The 16,225-nt window shown below is 70.0% G+C and carries 14 protein-coding genes and 1 tRNA gene; 7 read left to right on the top strand and 8 right to left on the bottom strand.

The genetic code is table 11. The features are described 5' to 3' along the window. The first annotated feature begins 105 nt into the window (after nucleotides 1–105). Nucleotides 106–963, top strand: a complete 858-nt coding sequence (locus ACQPZQ_RS04285) for an endonuclease domain-containing protein (RefSeq protein ID WP_433292252.1) — start codon at nucleotides 106–108, stop codon at nucleotides 961–963. Between the two features lie 66 nt (nucleotides 964–1,029). Here ACQPZQ_RS04285 and ACQPZQ_RS04280 read toward each other — a convergent pair whose 3' ends face one another. The 5 genes from ACQPZQ_RS04280 to ACQPZQ_RS04260 all read right to left on the bottom strand — a co-directional run bounded on the left by ACQPZQ_RS04280 (nucleotide 1,030) and on the right by ACQPZQ_RS04260 (nucleotide 6,032). Next, complete coding sequence (locus tag ACQPZQ_RS04280) at nucleotides 1,030–2,055, bottom strand: NAD-dependent epimerase/dehydratase family protein (RefSeq protein WP_433292250.1); 1,026 nt, start codon at nucleotides 2,053–2,055, stop codon at nucleotides 1,030–1,032. Nucleotides 2,056–2,089: 34 nt separating this feature from the next. Beyond that, entirely contained in the window at nucleotides 2,090–2,764 is a 675-nt protein-coding gene (locus ACQPZQ_RS04275; protein ID WP_344722145.1) for a PIG-L deacetylase family protein, read from the bottom strand. Between the two features lie 4 nt (nucleotides 2,765–2,768). Beyond that, the gene (locus ACQPZQ_RS04270; protein WP_433292248.1) at nucleotides 2,769–3,605 is read right to left on the bottom strand and encodes a glucose-1-phosphate cytidylyltransferase; all 837 of its coding nucleotides are present in this window, start codon (nucleotides 3,603–3,605) and stop codon (nucleotides 2,769–2,771) included. Continuing rightward, nucleotides 3,602–4,879 carry a class I SAM-dependent methyltransferase gene (locus tag ACQPZQ_RS04265; protein WP_433292246.1) on the bottom strand — a complete coding sequence of 426 codons (1,278 nt, stop codon included), beginning with the start codon at nucleotides 4,877–4,879 and terminating at the stop codon, nucleotides 3,602–3,604. The genes ACQPZQ_RS04270 and ACQPZQ_RS04265 overlap by 4 nt, the downstream gene beginning before the upstream one ends. A 196-nt stretch (nucleotides 4,880–5,075) precedes the next feature. Continuing rightward, nucleotides 5,076–6,032: an acyl-CoA desaturase gene (locus ACQPZQ_RS04260; protein ID WP_241043148.1), complete on the bottom strand. Its 957-nt coding sequence runs from the start codon at nucleotides 6,030–6,032 to the stop codon at nucleotides 5,076–5,078. Between the two features lie 216 nt (nucleotides 6,033–6,248). Here ACQPZQ_RS04260 and ACQPZQ_RS04255 point away from each other — a divergent pair. Further along, nucleotides 6,249–6,319: transfer RNA gene (locus tag ACQPZQ_RS04255), tRNA-Gln, on the top strand. A 246-nt stretch (nucleotides 6,320–6,565) separates the two neighbouring features. On the opposite strand, the gene ACQPZQ_RS04250 is transcribed toward ACQPZQ_RS04255, so the two are convergent. Further along, complete coding sequence (locus ACQPZQ_RS04250) at nucleotides 6,566–6,871, bottom strand: antibiotic biosynthesis monooxygenase family protein (RefSeq protein ID WP_433292243.1); 306 nt, start codon at nucleotides 6,869–6,871, stop codon at nucleotides 6,566–6,568. Nucleotides 6,872–7,233: 362 nt separating this feature from the next. Then, nucleotides 7,234–7,671, bottom strand: coding sequence for an OsmC family protein (locus tag ACQPZQ_RS04245; protein ID WP_241043146.1), 438 nt, complete (start codon nucleotides 7,669–7,671; stop codon nucleotides 7,234–7,236). 382 nt (nucleotides 7,672–8,053) lie between these two features. On the opposite strand from ACQPZQ_RS04245, the gene glmU reads away from it, so the two are divergent. The 4 genes from glmU (at nucleotide 8,054) to pth (ending at nucleotide 12,187) form a co-directional block, all read left to right on the top strand. Beyond that, on the top strand, nucleotides 8,054–9,562 hold the full coding sequence (gene glmU, locus ACQPZQ_RS04240; RefSeq protein WP_433292241.1) for a bifunctional UDP-N-acetylglucosamine diphosphorylase/glucosamine-1-phosphate N-acetyltransferase GlmU: 1,509 nt from the start codon (nucleotides 8,054–8,056) through the stop codon (nucleotides 9,560–9,562). Nucleotides 9,563–9,567: 5 nt separating this feature from the next. Then, complete coding sequence (locus tag ACQPZQ_RS04235) at nucleotides 9,568–10,539, top strand: ribose-phosphate diphosphokinase (protein WP_241043144.1); 972 nt, start codon at nucleotides 9,568–9,570, stop codon at nucleotides 10,537–10,539. Between the two features lie 425 nt (nucleotides 10,540–10,964). After that, nucleotides 10,965–11,600 carry a 50S ribosomal protein L25/general stress protein Ctc gene (locus ACQPZQ_RS04230; RefSeq protein ID WP_433292239.1) on the top strand — a complete coding sequence of 212 codons (636 nt, stop codon included), beginning with the start codon at nucleotides 10,965–10,967 and terminating at the stop codon, nucleotides 11,598–11,600. A gap of 2 nt (nucleotides 11,601–11,602) precedes the next feature. Next, nucleotides 11,603–12,187, top strand: coding sequence for an aminoacyl-tRNA hydrolase (pth, locus tag ACQPZQ_RS04225; RefSeq protein WP_433292237.1), 585 nt, complete (start codon nucleotides 11,603–11,605; stop codon nucleotides 12,185–12,187). Nucleotides 12,188–13,093: 906 nt separating this feature from the next. Here pth and ACQPZQ_RS04220 read toward each other — a convergent pair. Continuing rightward, nucleotides 13,094–14,764, bottom strand: coding sequence for a fatty acyl-AMP ligase (locus ACQPZQ_RS04220; protein WP_433292235.1), 1,671 nt, complete (start codon nucleotides 14,762–14,764; stop codon nucleotides 13,094–13,096). Nucleotides 14,765–14,857: 93 nt separating this feature from the next. Between ACQPZQ_RS04220 and ACQPZQ_RS04215 the strand changes: the two genes are divergently transcribed. Then, nucleotides 14,858–16,216 (top strand): dipeptidase, encoded by a 1,359-nt coding sequence (locus tag ACQPZQ_RS04215; RefSeq protein WP_433292233.1) that lies wholly within the window; start codon nucleotides 14,858–14,860, stop codon nucleotides 16,214–16,216. Nucleotides 16,217–16,225 lie beyond the last annotated feature (9 nt).

Below are 16,225 nucleotides of genomic sequence, written 5' to 3'. Positions count from 1 at the left end.
CCCAGTGTTGCCGCAGGGCGCTGCAGACAGCAGTACGGCTCCACAGTTCCTGGGCTGTGGATGGGCGTTCGACTGCTCGCCCCGTCTGCGTCAGCCTTTTGATCCATGGTGATCTCCGGTTTGCCCGATGTGTTCCGTGGTTCCGACGCCGTGGCGTGCGGCGCCCTCACTCGTGCCCAGCTGCGCGGGCCTTCGGTGCGGCGGATCTGTCGCGACGTCTACACGGTCTCGTCGGGGCAGATCACCCACCAGTTGCGGTGCCGGGCGATGGCTCTCTCCCTACCGGCCGGGGCAGTGATCACCGGTCGGTCAGCAGCCACGATCAGGGGTGTTCCCCTCTGCTGGCCCGACGACGACGTGCAGGTTCTCGCGCCGACCGAGATGCGACTGGGGCATCGGGCGGGCCTCGATGTGCGGCGCACCGGAATCGAGCCCGTCGAGTGGGAGCCCTGGGCCGGCGGTCGGATCGCCACACCGATGCGGCTCGCCCTCGACCTGCTACTCGGCCGTGCCTTACCTGATGCCGTAGCTGATCTGGACGCCGTGCTGCGCGCCCGGCTGGTCGAACACGCGGCCGTCGCGACGATGGTGGCGCAGCGATCCGACAACGGGATCGTCCTAGCCCGGCGAGCCGTCGAACTGGCCGATCCGAGGGCGGAGTCGTTGCCGGAGTCCAAGCTCCGCGTCCACCTCGTGCTCGACGGTCTTGCTCCGGTGCCGCAGTACTGGATCCACGACGCGGGCGGTCGCATCGCACGCGTGGATCTCGCCCTGCCGGAGCACAAGATCGCCATCGAGTACGACGGCGACTGGCGTGACGGCGAGACGTGGGCGCTGAACCGCGACCGCGACCGCCTCAACCGGGTACACGCGGCGGGCTGGGACGTGGTCTTCGTGACAGCCCCACTACTCCGCGACGGAAAAAGACTCCTACGAACGATAAGACAAGCAATCCCCAGCTGAGCATTTGGGAGCCGTAGTGCTGTCAGAGGCCGCATCCCGACAGCGCTACGGCTCCACAATGCTGTGTTAGGGCTGTACGCGCATTGTCGCGTCCAGTTCCCCTGCTTCTTGGCGCGCGCTCAGGACTGCCAGGCGGGTGAACTTGTTGTCGAACGCGTCCTGCGTCAGGCCGCGCTCGCGGTACTCCTTCGCGAGCTGCTGGGCGCCATCCGGGATGGTCCACTTCGCCTCGAACTCGAGCTCCTTGCGCGCCCGGGAGAAGTCCACCCGGTAGGAGCGCGGGTCGTTGCCTGCCTCACCGGTGATCTCGAGCTCGGAGTCCGGCACCGCCTCCACCACGGCCTGGGCGATCTCGGCGACGGTGCGGTTGTTCTTCTCGGTGCCCACGTTGAACGCGCGCGCCCGCACGACGTCGGCCGGCGCGGCGAGCGCGGCGAGCACAGCGCCCGCGATGTCCTCGGCATGGGCGAGGGGACGCCACGGGGTGCCGTCGGAGAGCACGGTGACCTTGCCAGTGAGGATGGCCCGTCCGACGAGGTTGTTCAGCACGATGTCGGCGCGCAGCCGCGGGGAGAACCCGAACGCGGTGGCGTTGCGCAGCGAGAACGGCACGAAGTCGCTGTCGGCGAGCTCCGCCAGGTCGTCCTCCACACGCACCTTGGAGATCGCGTACGGGGTGACCGGCTTGAGGGGCGCGTCCTCGTCCACCAGCTCGTCGCCGGACTGCGCGCCGTACACCGAGCAGGTGGACGCGTAGGCGAAGCGGGAGACCCCGGCCTCCTTGGCCAGGCGGGCGAGCCGGGTGGAGGCGTGGTGGTTGATGTCGTAGGTGATCTCGGGGGCCAGCGAGCCCAGCGGGTCGTTGGAGAGCGCCGCCATGTGGACGACGGCGTCGAAGCCTTGCAGCTGCTCGACGGTGACGTCCCGCAGATCGGTGCTGAGCCCGGGAACGTCCGGGGTGTCCAGCGAGCCGAGCACGCACTCGGCGAACAGGCCGCTGTCGAGCCCCGTCACGTCGTGGCCTGCCGCGGTGAGGATCGGGGCCATCACGGTGCCCAGGTAGCCCTGGTGACCGGTCAGCAGAACTCGCACGGGGATCCCTTCGAGTGGTTCGTATGGCGGGGGTTCAGTCCACCGGGTGATCAACCCCGGTGAGAGGAGCGACTCCGAGCACGAGCTTCGACGCGTGGAACGCCTCGGCGTACCGCGCATGGCACTGCACACCGCGGATGCGGGCCAACCCTCCGAACGTCTCGGCGTCGAACCAGCTGCGGTCGCGCTGTGAGCCGTAGTGTTCGTGCAGCTTGGCCACCTTCTCGCGCAGCACCGGCTCGGCAAGGGGCAGGTACACGGTGGGCTGAGCCAGGTCGCTCTCCCACTTGAGGATCTCGTAGCCCAGCGTGAGGTGGTCGCGGAAGACCGTGGGCACGAGCTTCGCGAGCGTGCGGTGGTCCTGGTGGGCATCGTGCGGCGACGGCGCGAAGATGATGTCCGGTTCGCCGAGGGTGCGCAGCTCCTCGATGGCGAGCTTGGCACGCTCCCAGCGCGTCGGGACGCGACCGTCGGGGAGGTCGAGAACCGCGACCTCCAGCTGAGCCCCGGGGCAGAACGCCGCCAGAGCAGCGCGTTCCTCCTCTTCCCGCAGCGAGCCGCCCCCGGTGAGGACGAGCGCGGAGACGGTGACGCCGGGATGCGCACGGCACAGCTCGATGAGGGACCCGCCGGCGCCGATCGCGATGTCGTCGCAATGGGCGCCGAGCAGCAGGATCCGGTCGATGCGCTCCGGCAGCAGGCTCAGCACGATCTCATCGCTCGATGTTGGCGTCGTTCATTGCCGCAATTGTGGCCTGTAGGGGGTCGCGGTCGCCTGTGCTGTTCTCCCAGAGCATCCACGGCCGGGTGCCACCCTGGTAGGCCGCCTCCAACGCGGTGCGCTCCTTGACCGTGTCGGCAGGCTGCCAGAACCCCCGGTGCCGATAGGCCATCATCCGGCCCTCCTTGGCCAGCACCGCGGCCCCGTCCGCGATCAGATCCCCGTTCTCCGGGATGTAGTCGAAGATCTCCGGACGCAACACGAAGTACCCGCCGTTCTCCCACAACGGCATCTGCTGCAACGTGGTGATCGCCGAGATCCGATCATCCGACCCCACGTCCACACAGTGGAACGCCGACTGCGGCGGCACCGCCAGCAACGCCCCCACCGCATCCGAGGCCGCGAACTTCCCGATCATGTCGTTCAACGGCAGGTCGGTGAGCACATCGGCGTAGTTGGCCAGGAACATCTCCTCCTCACCCACCAACGACCGCACCCGCCGCAACCGCTCCCCGATCGGGGAGTCCAACCCGGTGTGCACGAACGTGATCGTCCAGTCCTGGATGTCCGAACCCAGCAACTCCACGTTCCCGCCACGCAGCACGAAGTCGTTGGAGGCCGTCTCGGAGTAGTTCAGGAAGAAGTCCTTGATGTGATGCGCCCCGTACCCCAGGCACAACACGAAATCCGTGTGTCCGAAGTGGGCGTAGTAGCGCATCACATGCCAGATCAGCGGCCGTGGCCCCACCGGGTGCATCGGCTTCGGCAGATCCGACACGCCATCGCGCATCCGCATGCCGTAACCACCGCAGAACAATACGACCTTCACGCGATCACCTCGAGCGCCGGAATCGGGAACACCAACTGCCCGCCCCATTCGCGGACGTAGGACAGCTGGTCGATCAGCTCGTCGCGCAGGTTCCACGGCAGGATCAGGACGTAGTCCGGCCGGTCCTTCGCGATCTGTTCCGGCGCGAGCACCGGAATACGCGTACCGGGGGTGAACCGCCCGTGCTTGTACGGGTTGCGATCCACTGTGTATTTCAGCAGGTCGGGGCGGATGCCGCAGTAGTTCAGCAGGGTGTTGCCCTTGCCCGGCGCCCCGTAGCCGACCACCGTCTTGCCCGCCCGTCGCGCCTCGATGAGGAAGGCGACCAGGTCGTCACGCACCCGCGAGACCGCCTCGGCGAAACCGTCGTGGCCCTCGGCGGTGTGCAGCCCGGCCGCCTCCTCGGCGGCGAGGACCGCACGCACGCGCTCCGACGGCTCGCCCGCGATCTCGGTGGGCCGGGCCCACATCCGGATGGAGCCGCCGTGGGTGTCGAGCAGCTCGACGTCGACGAGCGTCAGGCCGCCCGACTCGAGCGCCCGCTGGCCGGTGAGCAGCGTGTAGTACTGGAAGTGCTCGTGGTAGATCGTGTCGAACTGGGTGCGCTCCACCAGCGTCAGCAGGTGCTGCACCTCGATCGACACCCAGCCGTCGTCCGCCACCAGCGCCCGCAGCCCCTGCGTGAAACCGACGACGTCGGGGATGTGGGCGTAGACGTTGTTGAGGCAGACGAGGTCGGCCGGACCGTGCTCGGCGCGGACCGACGCACCGGTCTCCGGGGTGAGGAACGCCGTCAGGGTGGGCACGCCCTTCTCCCGAGCGGCCTCGCCCACGTTGACCGACGGCTCGATGCCCAGGCAGCGGATACCCCGCTCGACGACGTGCTGCAGCAGGTAGCCGTCGTTGCTCGCCACCTCGACGACGAACGATTCGGGGCCGAGGCCGAGCCGCTCGACGGACTCATCGACGAAGCGCTTCGCGTGCTCGACCCACGATGTGGAGAACGACGAGAAGTAGGCGTACTCGGTGAAGGTCTCCTCCGGTGTGATCAGCGGAGGAAGCTGCGCGAGCAGGCACTTGTCGCACACTCGCACGTGCAGCGGGTAGGTGGCCTCGGGGCGCTCCGTGGCGTCCGCCGTGAGGAACAGCTCGCACGGTGGGGTGGCCCCGAGATCCAGGAAGCTTCTGAGCTCTGCCGAACCGCAGAGCCGGCACGTGACGAGGGGCGCGGCGGTTGGCGCGTCACCCGCATGAGCTGCGTTCTCGGTCAGCACTGCGGCGCCCCCCCGCTCGTGTCGCGCCGGTGACGGTTCTCCAGTCTGCGCACGGGGGCCAGTGTTTCACGAACAGCCCAGCACTCCCCCGCGGGTAGGTCACCCGGGTGGGCCGCACGCGCGCCCGCCCGGCCCCCTACTGGAGGCATACATGCAGGTCAAAGCGGTGGAATCGCCCGTAGCTCCAACGCGAGGCTCACGCTTCCTGGCTACTGAGCCGGGCGAGCCGTTTGGGAGTGGGCCAACGCACGTCGTAGGCCCAGCCGAGCTTCTCGAATATCCAGATGAGCCGGGCCGAGATGTCGATCTGGCCGGGCAGGACGCCGTGACGCGCGCACGTCGGGTCGGCGTGGTGCAGGTTGTGCCACGACTCGCCCATGGACAGCACGGCGAGCGGCCAGAAGTTGTGCGACCGGTCACGTGAGCGGAACGGGCGCCTGCCGATCATGTGGCAGATCGAGTTGATGGACCACGTGACGTGGTTGGAGATCGCGAGGCGCACCAGCCCGCCCCAGAAGAAGCCGGTGAGCACGCCGACCCAGGACCACGAGATGAGCCCGCCCAGCACAGCGGGAAGCAACAGGCTGACCGCCACCCAGATACCGAACGTCTTGCTCACGCGCACGATCGCGCGGTCGGCGAGCAGGTCCGGGATGAACCGCCGGTGGTTGGTCTCGTTGCGGTCGAAGAACCAGGTCATGTGGGCGTGCAGGAAGCCCCTCGCCACGGCCAGCGGCGACGTGCCGAACAACCACGGCGAGTGCGGGTCACCCTCACGGTCGGAGAAGGCGTGGTGGCGGCGGTGATCGGCCACCCAGTTCAGGATGTTGCCCTGCACGGCCAGCGAACCGGTGATCGCCATCGCAACACGAAGCCACGGCTTGGCCTTGAACGACTTGTGCGTGAAGTGGCGGTGGAAGCCGACCGTGATGCCGAGTACGGCGGGCACGTAGAACACGACGAGGAGCACGAGGTCGTGCCAGTCCACCCCCCATCCCCACGCCAGTGGCACGGCCAGCGCGAGCGCGACCATCGGTCCCGCGACGAAAACCCAGATCAGCGAGTGCTGGAACGCGGTGCGTCGGCCGGAGATCACCGGGTTCGGATCCGACGTCGGCCGACTTCCGTCGGCGTCCGAGACGGTGGCGGTCATGGGGCTCCTCGCGGATGAGTGTCTGGGGTGACGGCCGGGCGGCCCGCGCGGCTGCGGACCGCACCCGTTCCGGAGGCTAGGTGATCAGGACCCGGCCACACAGCCCCCGCCACGGGAACAACAGGCGAATCGCCCGGTTCACAGTGCGCTCCATCGCATACCCGGCCGTGGTCCGCCGCAACCGGTGTTCCCACTGCGTGACAGGATGAAGGCCTGTCCGCCGTGGTGTAACGGCAGCACCTCGGATTTTGGTTCCGATGGTCCAGGTTCGAATCCTGGCGGCGGAGCAGCAGGTCAGCGCCTCGCCGACCAACCTCATGCCGCAGCGGCACGGGCGCCGGCAGCCGGCGTTCCGGGCCACCCCCCGTCGTCCCGGCGGGGGTCGGGAGTAGCCCGAACTCGGGTCGCCCGAGCGGCGGCCGAGCCCGCGAGCGGTTTTCGTCACAGAGATGAGATACGCGGGTGACATACCCGCGCAACCGCCACGACCTGCGACGACCCGGGTACGGGGCGCGTCTGCCGCGGACGGACCGTCAGAGCTCCGGCTTCTCGTCGTAAAGCACGAAGTGCTCGACCACCGGCGGCGCGGCCAGGAACTCACCCAGAAGCGCTACGTACCGGCTGTACCGATCCGTGCCCCGGAAGTTCTGCAGATGGGCGTCGCGCGACTCCCACTCCACCATCCCGACGAACCGGGTGGGGCTCTCCACCCCGCGAAACATCTGCGCCGAGAGACATCCCGGCGTTCCGGTCAAAATCGCCTGCGCCTCGGCGTTGCGGGCGGCGAAATCGTTCTCGCTGCCCTCACGAACATCGATCAGCGCGATCTCGCGGATCATGAAACCGACCCTACGCGCGGTCCGACCGGCGCCGTAGCCGAACCGGGGCGGTCCCGCCTCATTCAGCGGGACCGCCCCGGCACGGTTGTCATGGATCGGTCAGTTGGTGCGGTTCTGTTTGATACTGGTGTTCGTACGCGAGTTCCGCTCGGCGATGGTGATCGCCTCGCGGGCCCCCTCAGCGTGGATGTTCACTCCCCTGCCTTGCTCGGCGATGGTGTTCGCTTCGCAAGCCCGCTCAGCGCCCGTTCGGCGCCGGCGGCGGCTGGGGCGGTTCGGGCGGACGCCCGTTCCCCGTGCACCTCATGCCACTCCTCTGTTTCCCTACCAGTGGGGCCTCCGTGACGGCAGGCCCCGGTCCGTCACTCCAGACCGGCGTCCAGGGTGATGGTGGTGCCGGCCAGTGCCTTGCTGACCGGGCACCCTTCCTTGGCCGCGAGTGCGGCCTTCTCAAACCCCGCCGCGTCGAGTCCCTCGACCTCGCCGCGGACGGTGAGCGCGATGCCCGTGATCGCGAACCCGCCCTTGGGGTCCGGACCGAGCGTGACGTCGGCGGTGACGTCCAGCGACTGCGGCGTGCCGCCTGCCTGCGCGATGAGCGCCGACAGCTGCATCGCGTAGCAGGACGAGTGGGCCGCCGCGATGAGCTCCTCCGGGCTGGTGGTGCCGCCAGCGTCCTCCGCCGTGCGCTTCGGGAAGCTCACGTCGTACGTGCCCACGCCACTGCTGGTGAGTTCGACCTGGCCGGCTCCCTGCTCGAGGGTGCCGTTCCAGGCCGTGCGGGCGGTGCGCGTGGGCATCGAAAGCCTCCTGAGAGCGGTCGTGATCTTCCTTCTGTGACAACCCCCGAGAACGAGCGAACTATCCGTCAGGCTCGGCCGGTGAGACGACCGGTGCAGGATGCACGGCGAACGGTCCGGCCGGACCGTGTGTCAGCCATTCGGGGTGGCTCACGGCCAGGAAGTCGTGGACCGTCCTCGCGCCGTTACGCAGGCCCACCGGCCGGTGGCGAGACGTCCGTCCAGATGCCGGGCGCGACGATGGGCTCGACGGCGGGGTACCTACCGACCCCGTAGGATTTCCAGGTCCCCGACGCCGGCCCGGCGTGCCGCACCGCACCAGGTTCGGTATCGCCGCAGCTCGCCACGGTGACCACCAGCAGTAGAACAGGGAGTGGGCTCCATGGTCGACAGTCACGAGCCCGGACGCACCGGCGACTGCGCACCCGTCCGCCCGGCCGCCGCCATCGTGCTGGCTGCGGGCGAGGGCACGCGGATGCGCTCGGCCGTGCCGAAGGTCCTCCATCCGATCGCCGGCCGCAGCCTTCTCGGGCATGCGGTCCACGCGGTTGCCGCGTTGGAACCCGAGCACCTCGTCGTCGTGGTCGGCCACGGCCGCCACCAGGTCGGCGACGCCGTCACCGCACTGGGTGACGAGCTCGCCCGGCCGGTGCTCGCGGCCGAACAGGAGAAGCGCCTCGGCACGGGTCACGCGGTCCGGTGCGCGCTCGATGTCGTGCCGTCCACGATCACGGGACCGGTCCTCGTCACCTACGGCGACGTCCCGCTCCTCGACCCGCACACCCTCACCGACCTCATGGCCGACCACACGAGTTCGGGGGCGGCACTGACCCTCCTCACCACCGAGCTCGCCGACCCCACCGGGTACGGCCGGGTGCTGCGCGAGTCGGACGGCACCGTCACCCGCATCGTGGAGGAGGCCGACGCCACACCGGAGCAGCGGGCGGTCACCGAGGTCAACTCGGGGGTGTACGCCTTCGACGCCGAGTACCTCCTCGCCACCATCACCAGGCTGCGCGCGGCCAACAGCCAGGGCGAGCTGTACCTCACCGACCTCGTCAAGATCGCGCACGACAACGACGTCGACGTCCGCGCCGTGCGCTGCGTCGACGGCTGGCAGGTACGCGGCGTCAACGACCAGGTCCAGCTCGCGGCCATCCGCGCCGAGCTGAACCGGCGCCTGCTCGACGGCTGGATGCGCAAGGGCGTCACGGTCGTCGACCCGGCCACCACGTGGACCGACGTCGAGGTCCGGCTGGAGCCGGATGTCGTGCTGCACCCGCACACCCAGCTGCACGGCTGCACGTCCGTCGCCGGCGGCGCCGAGGTCGGCCCGGACACCACGCTCACCGACTGCGAGATCGGCGCGGGCGCCAGGGTCATCCGCACGCACGGCACCGGAGCGGCCATCGGCGCGGGCGCGTCGGTCGGGCCGTTCGCCTACCTGCGGCCGGGGGCACGGCTCGGCGAGCGCGGCAAGATCGGCACCTTCGTCGAGGTCAAGAACTCCGACATCGGCACGGGCACCAAAGTTCCGCATCTCACATATGTCGGCGACGCCACAATCGGCGAGTACAGCAACATCGGCGCGTCCTCGGTCTTCGTCAACTACGACGGTGTGCGCAAACAGCGCAGCGTCATCGGATCGCACGTCAGGACCGGTTCGGACAACACCTTCGTCGCCCCGGTACACGTCGGCGACGGCGCCTACACAGGGGCCGGCGCGGTCGTGCGCGAGGACGTCCCACCGGGGGCGCTCGCCGTGTCCGCCGGGGCACAGCGCACGATCGAGGGGTGGGTCGAGAAGAAGCGGCCCGACACCCCGGCCGCGGAGGCCGCCGCCAGGGCGGTCGACCGGGCGAACAATGGCGATGGAGGCACAGCACGGTGAGCGCGATGTCGGCAGTCCCGAAGAAGAACCTCATGCTCTTCTCGGGGCGTGCACATCCTGAGCTGGCCGAGCAGGTCGCCAAGCACCTGGACGTGACGATCACGCCACAGTCGGCGTACTCGTTCGCCAACGGTGAGATCTTCGTCCGGTTCGAGGAGTCGGTGCGCGGCTGCGACGCCTTCGTCCTGCAGTCGCACTCGGCGCCGATCAACGACCAGATCATGGAACAGCTGATCATGGTCGACGCGCTGAAACGGGCCTCGGCCAAGCGGATCACCGTGGTCATGCCGTTCTGGGGCTACGCGCGCCAGGACAAGAAGCACCGCGGGCGCGAGCCGATCTCGGCCCGCCTCATCGCCGACATGTTCCAGGTGGCCGGCGCCGACCGGATCATGACGGTCGACCTGCACACCGCTCAGATCCAGGGCTTCTTCGACGGGCCGGTCGACCACCTCTTCGCGCTGCCGGTGCTCGCCGAGCACGTCAAGCGCACCTACGCCGACCACCCACTCGCCGTCGTCTCCCCCGACTCCGGCCGCGTCCGGCTCGCTGAGCGTTGGGCCGAGACCCTCGGCGGCACGCCGCTGGCGTTCATCCACAAGACGCGCGACCCCCGCAGGCCGAACGAGGCCGTCGCCAACCGCGTCGTCGGTGAGGTGGAGGGCAGGCTCTGCGTGGTGATCGACGACATGATCGACACCGGTGGCACCGTGGCCAAGACCGCCGAGGTGCTGCTCAACGAGGGCGCGTTGGACGTCGTCGTCGCAGCGACGCACGGCGTGCTCTCCGGCCCCGCGCCCGAGCGTCTCGCCGCCTGCGGGGCCCGCGAGGTCATCTTCACCGACACACTGCCGATCCCGGACGAGAAGCGGTTCCCGGCGATGACCGTGCTCTCCATCGCCCCGCTGCTCGCCGAGGCCATCCACCAGGTGTTCGACGACGGCTCGGTCACCAGCCTCTTCGACGGCAACGCGTAGGGACTCCGCGAATCACACTCCGGTGCGGCCACGGCAGCGTCGATCCATCGACCGCCGTCGGCCGTACCGGAGGCGCGGGGCGTGCTCTGCCTCGTGATCCACAATTCCCTGTCTGTGGTCGTCACCGATCGACCGACTCGGCTTTCGCGAGTACCCACAGCGCTTGGACGGCTCTACCAGCGGCATCCGACCGCATTGCCCGGGTCGGTGGACGCCCAGGAGCGGCTGAAGTCACCGCAGAGAGTGACGCCCGTAAGGGCGAGGGTCTGGCGAGGCACGCGGTGCGCGTCGCGTATCGTTGACGCCAGTTCCGCGGCGAGGGTGGGTGTTCCTTCTTAGCCTGCCGTTATCGACGCAGCCCCGGCCCGGCCGGTCTGCCTCGCCGCGCGTCCATGTCACAGCACGCTTGATCGAGGAGAAGTACCGTGGCCGAGGCCCGTATCGACGCCGAGACCCGCACGGAGTTCGGCAAGGGCGCCGCCCGCCGCACACGTCGCGCAGGCAAGATTCCCGCTGTGCTCTATGGGCACGGCACCGACCCGCAGCATCTCTCGCTCCCGGAGCTTGAGTTCAAGCGGGTCGTCCGTGAGCAGGGCCGCAACGCCGTCATCACGCTCAACATCGGCGGCCGCCCCCAGCTCGCGCTGACCAAGACCGTGGTCACCCACCCCATCCGGCCGTACATCGAGCACGTCGACCTGCTGGTGATCAGGCGGGGCGAGAAGGTCGCCGTCGAGGTCCCGGTGGTCGTCGTCGGCGACGCCGCGCCCGGCACCCTGGTCACCCAGGAGCTCAACAACATCGAGGTCGAGGCCGACGTCTCCAACATCCCGGAGCACGTCGAGGTGTCCGTCGAGGGCCTCGAGGTCGGCACCCAGATCCAGGCCGCCGACGTGCCGCTGCCCGAGGGCACCACGCTCCGCGCCGACGCCGAGGTCCTCGTGATCAACATCGTCGCCGCCCCGACCGAGGCCCAGCTCGAGGGCGAGATCGACACCGAGGGTGCAGGCGTCGTCGAGGAAGCCCCGCAGGCCCCGGCGCCCGAGCCCACCGAGAGCTGACCATGACGCCGGGCCCCGCTCTGGTGGTCGGGCTCGGCAACCCGGGCCCCGACTACGCCGAGACCCGGCACAACGTCGGATTCCGCGTCGTCGAACTACTCGCGGCGCGGGCCGGCGGTGGCCGCTTCTCCCGGCACCGAACCAACTCCGACGTGCTCGAAGCCAGGCTCGCCGGACGGCGGGTCGTGCTCGCCAAGCCGCGCACGTACATGAACGTCTCCGGGGGCCCGGTCGCCGGGCTCACGAAGTACTTCTCCGTGCCGATCGAGGATCTCGTCGTCGTCCATGACGACCTCGACCTCGGCTTCGGCGTGGTGCGCCTCAAGCGGGGCGGGGGCGAGGGCGGCCACAACGGCCTGCGCTCCATCAGCTCCGCGCTGGGAACGAAGGAGTACCTGCGCGTCCGCTTCGGGATCGGCCGGCCCCCGGGCCGGCAGGACCCAGCCGACTTCGTGCTGAAGCGCTTCTCCGGGGCGGAGAAGAAAGAGCTGGAGTTCGCGGTCGACCTCGCCGCCGACGCCGCCGAGGCCCTGCTCTCCGACGGCCTCGAGCCGGCGCAGAACAAGTTCCACGCCCTCTCGGGCTGACGCGCTTGCGTCGTTGATCAACGGTTTGGGGACGCGCGGCCGTGCAGTGAACGGCAGCGGGGCCCGCAACGGTGATCTCGAACTGCGGCGGCCCGGATCAGCCACCACCCGGCGACGGCCCGCGGCCATGATCAGCAATTGGGGACGCCCAGCGGCGTCATATGCGGCCACCGGGCCCGAAATGATGATCATGGCGTGCAGCGCCGGCTGCTCGACGCGGACAGTCGGCAGGCGCGAAGGGATCAGCTTTCAGGAACCCGGAACCGTCCTCGTGCGGTTGCCCGGCACCTGATCAGCCACTCGGTGGGCAACGACGTATGTCCGGTGGCTCGTGGGGGGGCGTGCGCTCCATGATCATCATTCGGGGACCCGCAACCGCATCACGCACAGCTGGAGGGCCCGAACCGGTGATCATGAACTGCGGCGGCGCAGATCGGCCACCACCCGGCGGCTGGCGGCCATGATCAGCGAATGGGGACGCACAGCCGCGTCATATGCCGCTACAGGGCCCAAGCTGATGATCATGGTAGCTGGCTAACCGGGGTCCAGGCTCCGGCGCCGAGCAGTGATCAACAGCCGGTAACCCGTGCCATCCCGCCCTCCGCAAGCCCGGCGGGCCGCCATCACCCGCGCCGATCCCCCCTGACGGCGCGACCCCGCGCGGCGCCCTCATGATCAGCAATTGGGGCCACAGAACCGCACCGAGAGCAGCCGCGGGGCCCGAAACGGTGATCATGAACCGCGGCCGCGCAGATCAGCCACCACCCGGCGGCCATGATCAGCGAATGGGGACGCGCAGCCGCGTCATATGCCGCTACGGGGCCCCAAACGGTGATCATCGCCTGGAGCTGGCCCGCCGCGGCAGCGATAAGCGGTCGGGCCGCCCGGCATCCCCGTGCAGCTGCCTCAGACGCGAGCCCGCAGCAGTTCGCCCGTGGCTGCCCGCCGCAGCTTGCCGGAGGGGGTCTTGGGCAGGGTGCCGGGGCCGAGCACCATGACCTCGGCCGGGCGCACCCCCACCGCGGAGACCACCTGGCGGGTGACGTCCTTGCGGATCACCTGCTCCGCCTCCGGGTCGCCCGCCTTGCGCGACTCGACCGCCACAAGGAACGACTCGCGGTGCATAGCGCCTTCCGTGCCGCTGAGCATCCGGACGGCCACGGCGTTGCCGGCGCGCACGTCGTCGGCTTGGGCCGCCGCACGCTCGATGTCGGTGGGGTAGATGTTGCGCCCGCCCATGATGATCACGTCCTTGCGCCGGCCGCAGACCACCACCTCGCCGTTGACGACGTAGCCCTCGTCGCCGGTGTCGAGCCAGCCCTCGTCGTCCTGGGTGGCGACCGGGCCGTCGACGGTGAGGTAGCCGGGGGTCACCGACTCGCCACGCAGCTGCAGAACACCGACCTCGCGATCGCCGAGAACCGCGCCGTCGTCGCCCACCACCCGTACCTCGATGCCGAGGAGCGGCGGGCCCAGCTTCGGGAAGCGGCGGCGGGGCTCGCCGGCCGTCGGCTCCGCGCGTCGGTGTTCCTCCAGCTGCTGGGCGTCGATGTGGTCGACCTCCAGTCCGGTGGCGAGCGGGGCGAAGCTCACACCGAGCGCTGTCTCGGCCATCCCGTAAGCGGCGACCACCGACTCCGGTTGCAGGCCGAAGCGGCTGCCCGCCGACGTGAACGCCGCCACGGCGTCGGGGTCGATGGGCTCTGCGCCGTTGAGGGCGATCCGGAGCGACGACAGGTCGAGCGACCCCTCGTCGGCGCGGGCGAGCTGCCGGCCGAGCACCGCGTAGGCGAAGTTCGGCGCCGCGGTGACCGTGCCGCCGTACTTCGAGATCAGCTCGGCCCACAGCAGCGGGCGCGTGAGGAAGTCGACCGGGGTGACGCTCACGAGCTCGAGCCCCGTGGTCATCGGGACCGTCAGGAACCCGACCATGCCCATGTCGTGGAAGAGCGGGAGCCAGGACACCATCACGTCGCTGCCCACGTCGAGCGCGGAGGCGTGGACCATGCCTGCGATGTTGGAGTGCAGGTTGCGATGGGTGATCCGCACCGCCTTCGGCTCCGCCGTGGAACCGCTCGTCAGCTGCAGGAGAGCGGTGTCGTCCTCGGCGGCGGCCGCGGCGTCGGGGACGAAGTCGCCGCCCGCGTCGAGCGACTCGATGGTGCGGTAGGCGATACCGCGCTCGGCGAGCACCGGCGCCAGCCCGTCGAACGGCGCGCCGAGCAGCACCAGCTTCGCGTCGATCATGTGCAGGACGGACACGGTGTCCTCGGCCCAGGAGGCGAGGTCGGTGCGCGCCGTCGGCTGGTGGAGCATCGTGACGCTGCCGCCGGTGAACCACACGGCCTGGGCGACGGGGGCGATCGACGCCGGCTCACCCGCGAGGACCCCAACCGCGGCGCCCCGCGGCAGACCAGCCACGTCGTGGCCGCCCGCGACCAGCCCAGCCGCCATCCGCCGTGCGGCGGCGTGCACGTCGGACCACGGTCGCCGCACTGCCGTCCTGGGCTCGCCGGTGGTCATCCCTTTGGTGGAACGGGTGGCGGAGTCCAGCAGCATTGCCAGGAACCGGGACATGGTCAAGAGCTTACGGTCTCCGCGACGGCGGGACCGTCCGGCGGCCCACGTCGAGCGGGCGGAATGAGGGCCGGACGGTACTAGCATCGAGGGGTGGCCGATCACTCCGCAGACCGCCTTTCCGCACTCGTCACCGCAGCCCTGCCCGGCGCGCGCGCCGATCTGGAAAGGCTGGTCCGGATTCCGAGCATCTGGGCCGACCCGTCCCACGCGGAGGACACCCGCCGCAGCGCCGAGGCCGTCGCCGAGCTCGCCAGAGGCGCTGGGGCCGCGGACGTCACGATCATCACGGCCGACGGTGGCGCGCCCGCCGTCGTCGCCCACTGGCCCGCCCCTGACGGCGCACCCACCGTGCTGCTCTACGCGCACCACGACGTCCAGCCCACCGGCGGCGACGAGCACTGGACGACCCCGCCGTTCGAGCCGGCCGAGCGGAACGGCCGTCTGTACGGCCGGGGTGCGGCCGACGACAAGGCAGGCGTGATGACCCACCTCGCGGTGCTGCGCGCCTACGAGGGCAAGCCGCCGGTCGGGGTCACGTTGTTCATCGAGGGTGAGGAGGAGTCCGGCTCCCCCACGCTGAGCGCCTTGCTCCGTGAGCACCGCGACGCGCTCGCCTCCGACGTGATCGTGATCGCAGACTCCTCGAACCCGTCGGTCGACGTCCCGGCCGTCACCACGAGCCTGCGCGGCCTGGTGAGCGTCATCGTCGAGGTCGCGATGCTGGAGCGCCCGGCGCACTCCGGGATGTTCGGCGGCCCGGTCGGCGACGCCCTCACGGCGCTCTGCCACGGGCTCGCCTCCCTCCACGACGAGAAGGGCGAGGTGGCCGTCCCGGGGCTCGTGCGCGGCACCGCCGAGGGCCCCGACCTCGACGAGGCCACGCTCCGCTCGGACGTCGGGCTGCTCGACGGCGTCGAGCTGCTGGGCTCGGGCAGCGTGCCGACCCGCCTCTGGAACAAGCCGGCCGTGGCCGTGCTCGGAATCGACGCACCGCGCGTGGCCGAGTCGTCGAACGTGCTGCTCCCCCGCGCCCGCGCCTGCGTGAGCATGCGGCTCGCACCCGGTGAGGACGCCCTGAAGGCGCAGCAGGCACTGGCGGAGCACATCGAGGCCAACGTGCCGTGGGGCGCGCAGGTCACCATCACACCGGAGTCCGGGGTGGCGGAGCCGTTCTCGCTGGAGGCCACCGGCGCCGTCTACGACGCGGTACGCCGGGCGTTCGCCCAGGCCTACGGCAACGAGGTGGTCGAGACCGGCGTCGGCGGCTCCATCCCGTTCATCGCCGAGTTCGCGCGCACCTTCCCCGGCGCCACCGTGCTCGTCACGGGCGTCGGCGACCCGGCCAGCCGTTGGCACGGCATCGACGAGAGCCTGGACCTGGCGATGTTCGGGAAGGCGGTGCTCGGCGAAGCCCTCCTGCTCGCCGAGCTCGCCCCGAGCACCTCCTGACCACGAGCG

Origin of the sequence: Pseudonocardia sp. CA-142604, assembly GCF_050948475.1 — a bacterium.
Taxonomy (GTDB): domain Bacteria; phylum Actinomycetota; class Actinomycetes; order Mycobacteriales; family Pseudonocardiaceae; genus Pseudonocardia; species Pseudonocardia alaniniphila.
The sequence above is the reverse complement of the archived record's forward strand: the minus strand, read 5'-3'. Positions and strand labels throughout refer to the sequence as shown.

Excerpts from the sequence above, each read along its gene's own strand:
- glmU (WP_433292241.1), top strand. The coding sequence starts at position 8,054 with ATGGTCGACAGTCACGAGCCCGGACGCACCGGCGACTGCGCACCCGTC.
- ACQPZQ_RS04245 (WP_241043146.1), bottom strand. The coding sequence starts at position 7,671 with ATGCCCACGCGCACCGCCCGCACGGCCTGGAACGGCACCCTCGAGCAG.
- ACQPZQ_RS04220 (WP_433292235.1), bottom strand. The coding sequence starts at position 14,764 with ATGTCCCGGTTCCTGGCAATGCTGCTGGACTCCGCCACCCGTTCCACC.
- ACQPZQ_RS04250 (WP_433292243.1), bottom strand. The coding sequence starts at position 6,871 with ATGATCCGCGAGATCGCGCTGATCGATGTTCGTGAGGGCAGCGAGAAC.
- ACQPZQ_RS04260 (WP_241043148.1), bottom strand. The coding sequence starts at position 6,032 with ATGACCGCCACCGTCTCGGACGCCGACGGAAGTCGGCCGACGTCGGAT.
- ACQPZQ_RS04285 (WP_433292252.1), top strand. The coding sequence starts at position 106 with ATGGTGATCTCCGGTTTGCCCGATGTGTTCCGTGGTTCCGACGCCGTG.
- ACQPZQ_RS04235 (WP_241043144.1), top strand. The coding sequence starts at position 9,568 with ATGTCGGCAGTCCCGAAGAAGAACCTCATGCTCTTCTCGGGGCGTGCA.
- pth (WP_433292237.1), top strand. The coding sequence starts at position 11,603 with ATGACGCCGGGCCCCGCTCTGGTGGTCGGGCTCGGCAACCCGGGCCCC.